Here is a 12,507-nt window from a genome sequence, read left to right on the forward strand (position 1 = left end):
TGCGGTGTTTTGTCCGGAATATAGGCTTTGGGATGTCACCCCTTCTCACAGGAGTTGATTTCCATGGGCATGGAACGCACGTTGCCGACCGAACTCACCGTCCAGGTGGACCACCTGATCGACGCACCCGAACAGGAAGGCGTCTATCAGGACAGCGCCGAATGCGCGGCCCTCCTGCTCGTCGGCGCCGCGCTGCTGCTCTCGCCGCCGACCCCGCGTCCGACGAAGCCGGCGAAGAGCTAGAGGAGAGCCGCGTTGGCTGAGCTGCACACCGCTGTGGCCGACGCGGCGACCGGGGTCATCCTCGCCTTGCGCGAGGGTGACCCTTACGCCGTGTCCCGCGTCCTGCGCCCCGAAGACCCCCTCACCCCGGCCGCCGTCCGGGTCCTCGGCGCGGACGTCCTCGTGCCGTACGCCGTGAGCGGCCACGCCGCCGACGGCGACGTACCCCTCGTACGACAGGCCCTCGCCGCCTACCCGCCGACGGCGGGCTCCGCCGTGTCCGCGTGGAGCCACCACGGGCTGGCCGAGTCGGCGCGCACCCTGCTGCCCGGGTCCTGGCCCGCCGCCGGGGACCCCGACACCGGCTGGACCGAGCACGAGCCCTGGCCCCGCCTCTCCCACCAGGTCTCCCAGCTCGCCGCCCTCGCCGTGCCCGGACTCGCGCCCGGCTTGGAGGAGCGGCTCGCCGGACGGACCGTCGACCTGTCGCGCGGGTTCGTCCGCGCCGTACGGCGGCGCGACTGGCTCCAGGCCGCCGGCGTCGGACGCTGGCTGGCCCGGCTGCCCGGCGTCCCCGACTCGCTGGGGCTCGCGGCGGGCCTCGTCTTCGTGGGCCGGTGGGGCGCGGCCGACCCCCGGGTCGTCCTCCAGGTGGAGGCGGCACGCCGGCTCTTCGGGACCGGTCGGTGACTGCCCTGGTCGCCGCCCGCGCGCTCGGCTGGCTGACCGCGCACCGCGACGCCTTCCGGCTGCCCGCCGACGCGACGACCGACGCCGACCGCGACCTCACCTGGAAGCCGCTCGGCGAACTCGCCCAGCTCACCGGCCGGATCGCCACCCTCCACCCCGACCCGGACCTGCGCGCCGAGGCCGGGGACCTCTTCGCGTTCGCCTGGGCCGAGACCCGCGAGGGCGCGCTCTTCGCCGACCTCGTCCACCGCGAACCCCACGCCACCTACCCGGTCGAGATCTACGCCGTCTTCGCGCAGGCCGGTCTTCGCCACCCCGCCGCCGACGAACTCACCGCCGTCAGCGGGCGGTTGAGGTCCCGGGCCGTCGCCCTCGACACCCCGACCCGGACCCTCGGCGTCCTGATGGCCGAACGCCGCATCGGCCTCGCCCCGCACGCCGACCCGGCCGCCGAACTCGCCTGCACCTGGCTCGGCGTACGCCCCGAACCCTGGGCGCTGGACCTGCGGACCGCCTACGGCCTCACCCACGACGTCTTCCACGTCACCGACTGGGGCGCCGACCGCACCGCGCTCGACCCCGAGGCCGCCGACTACCTGCGGCTGTGGCTGCCCGCCTGGCTCGACGACCGGCTCGCGCAGGGGGAGTGGGACCTCGTCGCCGAACTGCTCGCGGTGGGCGCGTGCCTGCCGGACGCCGATCCGTACGACGACGCCTGGGCGCGGCTGGCGCGGGCGCAGTCGGCCGACGGAGCGGTCCCGGAGCAGGAGGCGTTCCCCCGGGACTCGTTCCGGGCCTGCTACCACTCGACGCTGGCCACGGCCTTCGCGGCGACGCTGGCGCTCTTCGGAAGGGACTCCGCGTCATGACCGTGACGGCAGCCTCACCGGCCCTGCTGCACCGGGTGGGGGAGCGGGCGCTCGACTGGCTCGACACCCACCGGGACCGCTTCCGGCTCACCCCCGAGGACCACGCCTCCGGACTCGCCCTCGGCGAACGCCTCAAACCCGTCGGCGAACTCGGCGTCAACATGCGGGTGTTGTTCCGCGAGGGCGTCGTCGGCTCCCGGCAGCGGGAGCGGTGCGGCGCGCTCCTCGACTTCGCCTGGCGTGAACTCCTCGACGGCGGCCAGGTGTTGGCGGCGCTCCAGCGGCAAGAGCCGCACTCGCCGGTGCCGTTGGAGGTCTACGTACCGTTCCACGAGAGCGGCTACCGGCACCCGGGCCTGGAGGAGATGCTCGCGGTGTCCCGGCTCACCCGGAGCTGGGCCGCCGTCGAACGGCCCCCCAACCGGCAACTCGCCCTGCTCAGCGCCGAACGCCGGATCGGCCTCACGCCCAGCGCCGACTTCGACGAGACCCTGCGCCGGACCTGGCTCGGGCAGCTCCCCGAACCGTGGACCGTCCAACTGCACATCGCCTACGACATCACCCACACCGTCTTCCACGTCACCAACTGGGGCGAGAAACCGCACGCGTTGCCGCCCGACATCGCCGACTATCTCGACCGCTACCTCCCCGCCTGGCTGGAGACCTGGGCCGACCTCGAACACTGGGACCTCCTCGGTGAACTCCTCGTCGTGGACGCCTGCTTGCCCCGGCCGGCGCTGGACGCCGAACTGTGGGAGCGGTACGCGGCGGCCCAGGACGCGTCCGGCGCGTTCCCCGTCCACGGGGAGATGCCCGACGGAGACGTCTTCGACCTCGTCCACCACCCCACGCTCGTCGCCGCGTTCGCCTCCGCGATGGCCGTCTCCCGGGCGCTCGGCTGATGCCCGACACCCGCCTCACCGAGGCGCTCCACCACATCGACGCGCCCGACGCCGTCGTGGGTGTCTCCCGGCACGGGCGGCGGACCGTCGTCGGCGCGGTACGGCAGCTCCGGTACGAACTCGGCTCCCTCACCAAGACGTTCACCGTGCTCCTCGCCGCGCGGCTCGCCGACGAGGGGGTGATCGGGCTCGACGACCCGCTCGCCGCGCACCTGCCCGTACGGCCCACGCCGATCACCCTGCGCCACCTCGCCACGCACACCTCGGGGCTGCCCCGCCTCCCGTACGACCTCCTCCCGGGCGCGCTGCTGCATCCCCACCGCAACCCCTACACGGCGTACGACACGGACCGGTTGCTCGCGGCGTTCGCCCGAACTCGCCCTCGGCACGCGCCCGGTGAGCACTGGGGGTACTCCAACTTCGGCGTCGCGCTCCTCGGGCAGGCGCTGAGCCGGACGACCGGGACGCCGTATCCCCAGCTCCTCGCCGAGCGGGTCCTCACGCCGCTGGGCATGGAACGGACCAGCGCGACACCGGCCGCCACGGACATCGTCGGCTACCGCAAGGACGGGACGACCCGCGTGCCGTCCACCCCGATGGGGGCGTTCGCACCGGCCGCGTCGGTGCGGGCGACGCCGGGTGACCTGCTGACGTACGCCGAGGCACACCTCGACCCCCGGGGCGTGCTGGGCGACGCCCTGCGCCAGGTGGCCGTACCCCAACTGCGGCGCGGACGGCACCGGGAGACCCACACCCTGACCTGGTTCCAGCACGAAACGGACCACGGCCCGCTCCTCTTCCACAGCGGCGCGACCTTCGGCCAACAGGCGTACGCCGGCTTCCACCCGTCCTCCGGCACGGCTGTCGTAGCCCTGGCCAACCGCCACCACCGAGGCTGCCGCCTGGTCCCGGTCGCCCACGAACTCCTGCACGCCCTCGCCGCCACCGGTGAAACACGCTGATGAGGGATCGCCGGACAGTTGTTACAAGGGGCGGCCGGGTCTCTCCGTACGATGTGGCCGTTCCCGTGGTCGAGAAGGAGTCGTGATGCGGTTTTGGCAGGTCGGAGGCTGTGTCGTGGCCGTCGGCTGCCTTGCCGCTTGCGGGCGCGTGGACGGTGGGGTGAAGGTCGAGGGGCCCGCGGTGACGGCTGTGGAGTGGTCGGGGCCGACGTACATCAGTGATGTGTACGGGCGGGCCTGGCGGCATCCCACCGAGGTCGCCGTGGGCGAGAACGTCTATCTGGAGGGGCTGCGCTGGACGGGGTGGGGGACCTCGCGGCCGGCGGCCACCGGGGTCGCGCAGGACACCGGGTGCCTGGCCGGGTGCATCGACGGGAAGACGTCCGAGTACCGCGTGAAGGTCGTCCTCAGCGGGCTGACCCGGCGCGGGGACGTCGCCTACTACGGCCATGCCGCCATCACCCCGCTGAAACCGCCCGCCCCGTTCTGGGCCGAGGGCAACGAAGACACGATCCTGGATGTGCCGGGCGATTGAGAGGGACCACCTTGCCTGAGGTGCTGCTGGTCGAGGACGACGACCTGATCCGGGAGGCGACGCAGCTGACGCTGGAGGCGCGCGGCTACCGGGTGCGGACCGCCGCCGACGGGGTGACCGGGCTCGCGCTGTTCCGGGAGCGGCGGCCCGACGTCGCCGTACTGGACATCATGCTGCCGGGCCTCAACGGCGTGAGCCTCGCCGGGCGGATCCGGGAGGAGTCGCGGGTGCCGGTGCTGCTGATCTCGGCGCGCAACGACCCGATAGACGTCGTGATGGGCCTGGAGGCGGGCGCGGACGACTACGTCACCAAGCCGTTCGACGGGCCGGTGCTGGTAGCCCGGATCCGGTCACTGCTGCGGCGCGCGGTGCCTCACGCGCGTACCGAGGACTCGGACGCGCGGCTGCGCTTCGGGGACCTGGAGTTCTGCCCGGAGTCCCTGACCGTCGAGCGCGACGGCGAACCGCTCGCGCTCACCGCGACCGAGCTGAAGCTGTTCGGGGAGTTCGCGGCGGCGCCGGGCAGCGTCCTGTCCCGGGACCTGCTCCTGGAGCGCGTCTGGGACTACGCCTGGTCCGGCGACACCCGCGTGGTCGACGTCCACGTACAGCGGCTGCGCGCCAAGATCGGCCGGGAGCGCATCGAGACCGTACGCGGCTTCGGCTACAAGCTGCGCACATGAGACGGCCCGGTTCGAGCCTCGGTACGAAGGTGGCGCTCGCCGTCGCCGCCGCCGCGACCTGCGTCGCGAGCGCCGTCGGCGTCCTCGTCCACCGCCTCACCGCCGAGGACCAGCTCAAGACGGCCCGCGCCGCCTTCGACCGGGACATGGTCACCGCCGCGTACGACCACGCCGCCGGCCGGCGCAACCAGGCCCGCGTGGACCGGCCCGGCCTGCCCGCGCCGGTCGTCCACGCCGTACGGAACAAGGTCCGCGTCACCTATCTCCACGACGGCGTCCTGTGGGCGGCGACACCGGTCGCCGGCGGCAAGGTCCTCTCCCTGAGACGGTCGTACCGCCCCGAGGAGGAGGCCCTGTCCACGCTCGACCGGACCCTGCTGGCGACCGGCGCTGCCGCGACCGTCGCCGTGTCGCTGGCCGGACTGCTGCTCGGCATGCGCATGGGGCGCCGGGCCACCGCCGCCGCGCGCACCGCCGAGCGGATCGCCGAGGGCGACCTCGACGCGCGGGTCCATCCGCGCGGCCACGACGAGATCGCCCGCCTCGCCGCCGCCGTCAACACCATGGCCGACGCGCTCGGCGCCCGCCTCGAAGCGGAACGCCGGGTGACCGCGGACATCGCGCACGAGCTGCGTACGCCCGTCGCCGGGATGTCCACGGCCGTGGGGCTGCTGCCGCCGGGGCGGCCGTCCGAGCTGATCGCGGACAGCGTGGGCAGGCTGCGGGGGCTGGTGGAGGACGTGCTGGAGGTCGCGCGGATGGATGCGCAGGTCGCGGCGGTGGAGAAGGAGCAGCGGGAGGTCAGCGCGATGGCGCGGCGGGCGGTGGCGGGGCTCGCGGGGGTGACGGTCGAGATCGTGACGGACGCGGCCGTCGCGACCGATCCCCGGCGCGTGGAGCGGATCCTCACCAACCTCGCCGCGAACGCGCTGCGGCACGGGCGCGCGCCGGTCCTGGTGACGGTGGAGGGGGCGGTGATCCGGGTGCGGGACCGGGGGGACGGGTTTCCGGCGGACCTGCTGGCGATCCTGCACGCTTCCGGGCCGCAGCGGTTCAGGACCGGGGGGCGGACGGGGGGTACGGGGCTGGGGCTGACCATCGCTACGGGGCAGGCGCGGTTGCTGGGGGCGCAGCTGACGTTCCGGAATCATCCGGGGGGTGGGGCGGAGGCGGAGTTGAGGTTGCCGGTGGGGGAGTGAGGTGGGGTGGGGCGGGGGGTGCGCGTCGAGGGGTCAGCCCTCGTGGAAGGGGGAGCCGTCGTGTCGGGGTGCGCCCTCGTGCAGCGCCTCGCTCGCCCTCCCGTGCCGTTCCGCCTCGTCCTGGACCAGCATCGTCAGCAGTGAGGCGACCGTGAGGCCCGCCTCGGCGGGGTGGCGGAGGATCTTCGTGGGGTCGATCTCGTAGTCGTTGCCCCGGCCCACGCGCGTGTGCGAGAGGTAACCGTCCTGTTCGAGGTCGGCGATGATCTTCTGGACCGCGCGCTCGGTGAGCCGGCAGCGGGCGGCGATGTCCCGGATCCGGGCGTTGTGGTTGTCGGCGATGGTGGCGAGGACACGCGCGTGGTTGGTGAGAAACGTCCACCCGGCATGCGACTCGGGCACTCCATCCACTCCGACCATGAGGAGATCCTACGACTGGTCGTTCACGTGTCCAAAAGCGCGAACTCAAATTCCGGTATCTCTTGACGCGTACCGGAGGTCGGGGCGACTCTGGAACAGAGGACCAGTAGGCGAGTACCCACAGAGAGGCAGCCATGCCCAATCCTCCCGGAGAAGCGCGACCACACTCCGTCGCGCCGTCGGTGCGGACGCGCCGAGACGGTGACCGGGTCGTCGTCACGGTGGGCGGCGAACTGTGCCTGGACGACAGCGCGCTGCTGGAACGCACCCTGCGCGCGGCCCTGCGCGAACCCGCCCGCCGCGTCGAACTCGACCTGGGCGCACTGGAGTTCTGGGACTGCTCGGCGCTGAACGTCCTGCTGGAGATCCGCCGGTACGCGGTGGCCGCGGGCAAGTCGCTCGCCGTCACCGCCGCGAGCCCCGTCGCGGAGCGCCTGCTGGCGCTCACGGGCACCTGCCCCCTGCTCGTCGAGGGGCACGTCACCGAGGAGGAGGCCCTGCGCGGCGAGGTCGTCCAGCTGCGCCGCGCCATGCGGACCCGGCCGGAGATCGACCTGGCTCGGGGCATCCTGATGGCGTCTTTCGGACTGAGTCCCGACGAATCGTGGGACGTCCTGGTGAAGGCGTCCCAGAACACCAACACGAAGCTGCACCGCCTCGCGTCGACGGTGGTGACCACGGTCCGGGGCGAACCCCTCCCGGACCCCGTCCGCCAGCACCTCACCGAGGCCGTCGCGAGCGTGAGCGGGGCCGCGGAGCCGTTACGGGAATCGCCGGCCTGCGAATAAAATCTACCGTGAATAAGACGTGCCGTGAATGAAACGTGGAGTCCGGGAAACCCGGAGCACAGGAGGTTCACACCATGGTTCCGATTATTCTCGTCCTGCTTCTGGCGCTGCTTCTGTTCGGCGTCGGATTCGCCGTGAAGATTCTCTGGTGGATAGCGCTCGTCGTCCTCGTCGTCTGGCTGCTGGGATTCCTGGTGCGCGGGACGTCGGCGACCGGCAGCAGGGGGCGCTGGTACCGCTGGTGAGGCAGTAGTCAGCAGTCAGCTTCGCGTTCGCGGGAGCAGCGGTCCGAGCGGCCCGAGGTCCAGATTCAGGTCCTCGGGCCGCAGCCCGTACCGCTCGCGCAGCTCGGTCATCCGGTCGTCGAGGAGCATCAGCGTCAGGCCGACGCGCTCCTCCTGCTCCTCGGTGAGATCGCCCTGGTCGAAGCGGCGGACGGCCTGCCGTTCCATGAGCTGGCGGAGCAGTTCGATCACCGTGAGAACGAGTTTGATCAGATCGCGCTCCACGGTGTCCGGTTCGAGGTCCAGGCGGTTGGTCATCGGGGTGTGGTTGGTCATCGGGGTCCCTCCCACGGTGACGGCACCTGCGCCGTCACCGAGCTGATCAGGGCGTTCAGGTCGATCCGGACGAGGTCCACGTCCGCGATCCGCAACGTGATGTCGCCGGTGATGACGACACCACCGGAGAGGAGACGGTCGAGGAGGTCCACGAGGGAGACCTCGCGGCGTTCGAGGGCGGTCACGGATCCACCTCGTCGGAACAGAAGGAATACGCTGCCCAAGGGCCGGTGAGTTCTACCCGGATTCCGTTTTCCGCGTCCTGGACGCCGTCCGTGATTTCCACGAAACTCGCGGAGAGTTCCCGGGGTACGAGAAAAGCCGCGTTGAAGACGTTCTGTCCTGCGGGGGAGGCCGGGGAATTCTGCGGCGGGCGCAGGCGTACCGCGTCGGCGTGTGAACACAACGCGCTGTGGAGCTTTTCGGAGAACAGTTCCGCGCGGTGCCAGGACTCCTCGTCCGAGAGGGCCGCGCGGCGCCGCTGCCGCAGATAGTCCCGGCCCGACACCGGGGTGGGGACCTCCCGGGGCGCCGCCCGGCTGACGTACACCTTCACGCCCCACTCCACCCGCCCCGCGATCCGCTCCAGGACGTGCCGGAAGCGGGCCTCGCCCTGCTCCAGCATCGTCCGTACGCCGCTGTCGTCGCGGAAGACGGTGGCGAGCCGCAGCGGCAGCGGGGTCGTGACGGTGGTGAGCGCGTCGACGACCCGCTCGTGGGCGTGGGCTGTTTCGGTCAGCCAGTCCAGGTCCTCCAGGCGTCGCCGCAAGGGTTCCTCGGCGAAGTCGTGCTCGGGGACGCGGCTGACGACCGCGACGAGGTGGCCGTGGGCGAGCCGGGCGGGTGGCTCGCCCACGACGCCGGTGAGATCCGCCGGGAGCGGCGTCTCGAACGGGGGGCAGACGGCGTAGACGTAGCGCAGGGCGGTCACCGGGGCTCCTCCAGCGCTTCCAGGGTTTGGAGGCGGGCCCGTAACTCGGTGTTCTCGCGGGTGAGTTGGTCCCTTCGTGCCTTCGTGGACAGTGCCGGGTCGTCCTCCCACCAGTCGATGCCCATCTCCTTCGCCTTGTCGACGGAGACGACGACCAGGCGGAGCTTGACGGTGAGGAGTTCGATGTCGAGGAGGTTGATGCGGATGTCGCCCGCGATGACGATGCCCTTGTCGAGGACGCGCTCCAGGATGTCGGCGAGGTTGGCGCCGCCGGTGCCGTTGTAGGGGTCGGGGAGGCGGCTGGGCATGGTCAACGCCGGCTCCGGGGGGCGCGGTGGATGCGGGCGGGGGTGTCGGTGGGCTGCTCGGGGGCGTCCTCCTCGGTGTCGAGGGTGTCGTCGGGCTCCTCGTCGGCCTCCGGTTCCTCCTCGTCGTACTCCAACTCTTCGGCGTCCGCCTCTTCGTCCTCGTACTCGTCGGGGGGCGCGGCCTCCTCCTCGTACTCGGCCTCCAACTCCTCGCCGTCCTCGGTGTCCTGGACGTCTTCTTCGGCCATCGCGTCCTCGTGGCTCAGCACGACCTTGCCGTCGTGGATCTCGCCCCGCCAGCCCTCCTCCGACTCGCCCTTGAGGGTGATGAAGCGGGCGTAGTTCTTGAGGTCGAGGCGGGTGCGGCGGCCCTGGGCGCGCCAGAGGTTGCCGGTGCGTTCGAAGAGGCCCGCGGGGTAGTACTCGATGACCAGCAGGACGCGGGTCAGGTTGTCGGCGAGGCGGTGGAAGGTGACCGCGCCCTTCGTGGTCCCCTTGGCGCCCTGCGAGGTCCACGCGATCCGCTCGTCCGGGACCTGCTGCGTGGTCATCGCCTGCCAACTCCGGCTGGACCAGAAGACCTTGAGGCGCCAGTCGGAACGCGTGTCGTCCGCGCGGTCGGCGCTCTTGACGCCCTTCGCGAAGGAGCCGAAGTCCTGGAAGCGGGTCCACTGGTCGTAGGCGGTGCGCAGCGGGACGCCGACGTCGACGTGTTCCATGACGACCGTCGGCTTCTTGCCGGCGGCGCTCTTGCTCTTCTTGCCCTTTTTGCCGAGGCCCTTGAGCGCCTCCTTGACGTTGTCCTTCGCGCGGACCGCGCCGACTTCGAGGGCTGTGCGCAACGGCCCCTTGCCCTCGGCGAGTTTGCGTCCGCCGTCCAGCGCGAGGCGGGCGAAGCCGGGGCTCTCGCCGGACGCGATGTCGTTCAACTTGACGGTGGTCTCGCCGAGTTTGTGGCCGGCGCCGACCAGGAGGCGCTGTGCCTGGGCGGCGACGTAGTCGCGTACCTCCGCCTTGAGCCGGTCGGCGGCTTCGCTGCGGGCCATGCCGGAGAGGGTGTCGGTCACCGCTCGTCACCCCGCTTCGGGGAGCGTGCCGGGGACTTCTTGGCCGTGCGGGGAGCGGCCTTTTTGACGACGCGGTCCGGGGAGGCGGTCTTCTTGGCGGCGGCGGCGGCGGCGGTGGTGGTGGCTTGCTTGGCGCCGGACGTCTTCTTCCGGGGCCTGCTCGGACGATCGGCCTTGGCGCGCCCCTGCCCGGCGTCCGCCTCGGCATCGGTGTCCGCCTCGGCATCAGTGCTCGCCTCGGCACCGATGTCGTCGAGGCCCTCTTCCCGGTCGCCCCCCACCCCCGGGACCACCCCGTCCAACCGCCCCCGCACCTCCGCCGTACGCCCGTGCAACCGTCCTGCCAGCGAGTCCAGTTGGCGTTCAACGACCGCCCCCGTCGCCGCCCGCCCCACTCCCCGCAGATCCTCCCGGAGTTGATCCCCGATCTCCTTGAACTGCGGGTTGTTCTGGAGCTGTTGGGAGACCAGATCGGCGACTCCCCTCGGCGTGAGGTTCAGCCGCTTGCCCGCCACCACGGAGCCGACGGCCAGCGCCAGTTTCAACTTCCGTGTGCGGCCCAGGAGATAGCCGGCCCCGATCGCGAGGCCCAGTGCCGTTCGGTTCATCGTGTCGTCCCGTCGCCTGTTCGCGTACTCGTCTCCAGCCGGTCGAGGAGCTGGTCCTCGGCCCGGTCGAACTCCTCCGCCGTGATCTCGCCATCCGTCAGGAGCCGTTCCAGACGGGCGAGTTCGGCGCGGATCGCGGCGGGGTCGTAGTAGATCCGCTCCGCCTCCCGCAGCACCTGCCCGATCACCCACGCACTGCCGCGCACCGGAGCGAACGGCAGCAGCAGTACTTCCCCGATGAGTCCCATCCGTCACTCCGGCCCGGGCTCCACGAAGCTGTACGGCGGCAGCGGCCCGGCGAGGCGGACCTCAAGGTGCGCGTGGGTCTTGCGGAACGCCTCCACGGCCTCCGCGAACGCCGCCGAGGCGTCCCGCTCGACCAGGAAGGAGACGTTGGCGAGCCAGCCCGTGGACTCGGGCCCCGGTTCGACGGCGACGGCGAGCGGCTCCAGCGCGCTCCGCACGGCGGCGGCGTCCTCCGCCTCGCGGGCCCGCACGGCGCCGGCGACCATCTCGCCGAACCGCAGCTTCCGCTCGTAACTCCCTCCGCCGTCCCGCCGGTTGGCCTCGGCGAGGGCGCGCAGCTCCGCGGTGTCGGCGAGCACCCGGTGCAGGACCGCCTCCTCCAGATGGCTGGCCTTGACGTTGTACTCGACCTTGTCGTCCAGCGCCCGCAGCCGCTCCCGGTAGTGCTCGGCGCGCTCGGCCAGCACCTCGGTGACGGCGGAGTCGTCGGGGGCGACGCTGCCGAACCGCATGGGCAGCACACAGCCCCGCGCCCCCGCTTCGGCCAGCACCTCCTGGTGGGCGAGCAGGTCGCGCCGCTTGGGCCGCAGCCCCGCGGGCGCGTCGCTGACCAGCGCCGCCAGCGGGCCCGCCCGCAGCACGCGCACGGTTGTCGGCGGATCGCCCACGCCCTTGCCGCCTTCGGGCAGGGCCGGGTGCGAACTCGCGGCGATGCCGTAGACGTACGTACTCACTCCGACTCCTCCCTCCGGCGCGCGGTCGTGCTCCTGCGGCGCGGCTTCGGCTGCCCGTCGCCGTCGGACTCCTGCTCGTCGCGGGCCTGCCGGAAGGCGCCGGCGACCGTCTCGGCCGCGCCGGACAGCGCGCCCTTCGACTTGCCGCGCGCCCCCGACTCGGTGATCTCGCCCACGAGTTCGGGCAGCCCGGGGTCGCGGTGCGGCCCCGCCTCCAGGTCCAGGCGGTTGCACGCCTCGGCGAACCGCAGATACGTGTCGACGCTGGCCACGACGACCCGTACGTCGATCTTGAGGATCTCGATCCCGACCAGGGAGACGCGGACGAACACGTCGATCACGAGTCCCCGGTCGAGGATGAGTTCCAGGACGTCGTAGAGACCACTGGTACCGCCTCCACCGCCGGTCTGTGCCGGGACGACGGTCATGTCGGCCATGCCTCCTCGCATGGTGGGGGAACGTTCGGTTTCGGTGCGGGCCGGCCGCTCAGTGCGGGTCGGCGCGCCCGCGCTCGTAGCGGCGGACGCGCCGGTAGGCCGTGACCCGGCCCTGCGGGTCGAGGTCGACCCGGTATCCCGCCATCAGGCTCATCGTGTCGGGCACCCGGGCGAGTTCGAGCACCTCGATCTCCAACGACCAGCCGTCGTCGGTGCGTTCGAAGGACGACACGGTCTCTGCGGCGGTTCCGGTCAGCTCCGTGAGCTGTTCGCGGGCCCGGTTCAGCACTTCCATGGGCTCGGGTAAGCCGCCGTCCGTCATGATCGCCGCCCGTTGTCCGGTGTC

At 72.0% G+C, this 12,507-nt stretch carries 21 protein-coding genes; 10 read left to right on the forward strand and 11 right to left on the reverse strand.

Features of this window, described 5'->3' with window-relative positions:
* The first annotated feature begins 63 nt into the window (after positions 1-63).
* The 8 genes from J8M50_RS20675 (at position 64) to J8M50_RS20710 (ending at position 6,062) form a co-directional block, all read left to right on the forward strand.
* Entirely contained in the window at positions 64-243 is a 180-nt protein-coding gene (locus J8M50_RS20675; RefSeq protein ID WP_010353744.1) for a hypothetical protein, read from the forward strand.
* A 12-nt stretch (positions 244-255) separates the two neighbouring features.
* Entirely contained in the window at positions 256-912 is a 657-nt protein-coding gene (locus J8M50_RS20680) for a hypothetical protein (protein ID WP_010353743.1), read from the forward strand.
* Positions 909-1,781: a DUF6895 family protein gene (locus tag J8M50_RS20685; RefSeq protein WP_010353742.1), complete on the forward strand. Its 873-nt coding sequence runs from the start codon at positions 909-911 to the stop codon at positions 1,779-1,781. The genes J8M50_RS20680 and J8M50_RS20685 overlap by 4 nt, the downstream gene beginning before the upstream one ends.
* Positions 1,778-2,683 carry a DUF6895 family protein gene (locus J8M50_RS20690; RefSeq protein WP_010353741.1) on the forward strand — a complete coding sequence of 302 codons (906 nt, stop codon included), beginning with the start codon at positions 1,778-1,780 and terminating at the stop codon, positions 2,681-2,683. The genes J8M50_RS20685 and J8M50_RS20690 overlap by 4 nt, the downstream gene beginning before the upstream one ends.
* Complete coding sequence (locus J8M50_RS20695; protein WP_010353740.1) at positions 2,683-3,645, forward strand: serine hydrolase domain-containing protein; 963 nt, start codon at positions 2,683-2,685, stop codon at positions 3,643-3,645. The genes J8M50_RS20690 and J8M50_RS20695 overlap by 1 nt, the downstream gene beginning before the upstream one ends.
* 85 nt (positions 3,646-3,730) lie before the next feature.
* Positions 3,731-4,180, forward strand: a complete 450-nt coding sequence (locus J8M50_RS20700) for a hypothetical protein (protein ID WP_141655585.1) — start codon at positions 3,731-3,733, stop codon at positions 4,178-4,180.
* An 11-nt stretch (positions 4,181-4,191) separates the two neighbouring features.
* Positions 4,192-4,863 (forward strand): two-component system response regulator CseB, encoded by a 672-nt coding sequence (cseB, locus tag J8M50_RS20705; protein ID WP_029183860.1) that lies wholly within the window; start codon positions 4,192-4,194, stop codon positions 4,861-4,863.
* Positions 4,860-6,062, forward strand: coding sequence for a sensor histidine kinase (locus J8M50_RS20710; RefSeq protein WP_010353737.1), 1,203 nt, complete (start codon positions 4,860-4,862; stop codon positions 6,060-6,062). Before cseB ends, J8M50_RS20710 begins: the two co-directional genes overlap by 4 nt.
* A 33-nt stretch (positions 6,063-6,095) precedes the next feature.
* Here the strand turns inward: J8M50_RS20710 and J8M50_RS20715 are convergent, their stop codons facing one another.
* Complete coding sequence (locus J8M50_RS20715) at positions 6,096-6,482, reverse strand: helix-turn-helix transcriptional regulator (protein ID WP_010353736.1); 387 nt, start codon at positions 6,480-6,482, stop codon at positions 6,096-6,098.
* Positions 6,483-6,664: 182 nt separating this feature from the next.
* Between J8M50_RS20715 and J8M50_RS20720 the strand changes: the two genes are divergently transcribed.
* Together J8M50_RS20720 and J8M50_RS20725 are read left to right on the forward strand one after the other, a co-directional pair.
* The gene (locus J8M50_RS20720; protein WP_010353735.1) at positions 6,665-7,270 is read left to right on the forward strand and encodes an ANTAR domain-containing protein; all 606 of its coding nucleotides are present in this window, start codon (positions 6,665-6,667) and stop codon (positions 7,268-7,270) included.
* A gap of 74 nt (positions 7,271-7,344) precedes the next feature.
* Entirely contained in the window at positions 7,345-7,515 is a 171-nt protein-coding gene (locus J8M50_RS20725; RefSeq protein WP_010353734.1) for a hypothetical protein, read from the forward strand.
* Between the two features lie 15 nt (positions 7,516-7,530).
* On the opposite strand, the gene J8M50_RS20730 is transcribed toward J8M50_RS20725, so the two are convergent.
* Genes J8M50_RS20730 through J8M50_RS20775 form a run of 10 tightly spaced genes read right to left on the reverse strand, consistent with a single transcriptional unit; the run spans position 7,531 to position 12,483 of the window.
* Entirely contained in the window at positions 7,531-7,830 is a 300-nt protein-coding gene (locus J8M50_RS20730) for a gas vesicle protein K (protein ID WP_010353733.1), read from the reverse strand.
* A complete protein-coding gene (locus J8M50_RS20735; RefSeq protein WP_010353732.1) occupies positions 7,827-8,015 on the reverse strand; it encodes a gas vesicle protein in 189 nt (62 codons plus the stop codon). Before J8M50_RS20735 ends, J8M50_RS20730 begins: the two co-directional genes overlap by 4 nt.
* Complete coding sequence (locus J8M50_RS20740; protein ID WP_010353731.1) at positions 8,012-8,761, reverse strand: GvpL/GvpF family gas vesicle protein; 750 nt, start codon at positions 8,759-8,761, stop codon at positions 8,012-8,014. The genes J8M50_RS20735 and J8M50_RS20740 overlap by 4 nt, the downstream gene beginning before the upstream one ends.
* Positions 8,758-9,075 carry a gas vesicle protein gene (locus tag J8M50_RS20745; protein WP_029183858.1) on the reverse strand — a complete coding sequence of 106 codons (318 nt, stop codon included), beginning with the start codon at positions 9,073-9,075 and terminating at the stop codon, positions 8,758-8,760. Before J8M50_RS20745 ends, J8M50_RS20740 begins: the two co-directional genes overlap by 4 nt.
* Positions 9,072-10,115, reverse strand: coding sequence for an SRPBCC family protein (locus J8M50_RS20750; RefSeq protein WP_078480777.1), 1,044 nt, complete (start codon positions 10,113-10,115; stop codon positions 9,072-9,074). The genes J8M50_RS20745 and J8M50_RS20750 overlap by 4 nt, the downstream gene beginning before the upstream one ends.
* Before the next feature lie 17 nt (positions 10,116-10,132).
* Positions 10,133-10,744 carry a hypothetical protein gene (locus J8M50_RS20755; RefSeq protein WP_010353728.1) on the reverse strand — a complete coding sequence of 204 codons (612 nt, stop codon included), beginning with the start codon at positions 10,742-10,744 and terminating at the stop codon, positions 10,133-10,135.
* Positions 10,741-10,992, reverse strand: coding sequence for a gas vesicle protein GvpG (locus J8M50_RS20760; protein WP_010353727.1), 252 nt, complete (start codon positions 10,990-10,992; stop codon positions 10,741-10,743). The genes J8M50_RS20755 and J8M50_RS20760 overlap by 4 nt, the downstream gene beginning before the upstream one ends.
* A gap of 3 nt (positions 10,993-10,995) precedes the next feature.
* On the reverse strand, positions 10,996-11,724 hold the full coding sequence (locus J8M50_RS20765; RefSeq protein ID WP_010353726.1) for a GvpL/GvpF family gas vesicle protein: 729 nt from the start codon (positions 11,722-11,724) through the stop codon (positions 10,996-10,998).
* A complete protein-coding gene (locus tag J8M50_RS20770) occupies positions 11,721-12,152 on the reverse strand; it encodes a gas vesicle structural protein GvpA (RefSeq protein WP_029183857.1) in 432 nt (143 codons plus the stop codon). The genes J8M50_RS20765 and J8M50_RS20770 overlap by 4 nt, the downstream gene beginning before the upstream one ends.
* Positions 12,153-12,210: 58 nt before the next feature.
* Positions 12,211-12,483, reverse strand: coding sequence for a gas vesicle protein GvpO (locus tag J8M50_RS20775; RefSeq protein WP_162138049.1), 273 nt, complete (start codon positions 12,481-12,483; stop codon positions 12,211-12,213).
* Between the last annotated feature and the right edge of the window lie 24 nt (positions 12,484-12,507).

Origin of the sequence: Streptomyces acidiscabies, assembly GCF_020010905.1 — a bacterium.
Lineage (GTDB): Bacteria > Actinomycetota > Actinomycetes > Streptomycetales > Streptomycetaceae > Streptomyces > Streptomyces acidiscabies.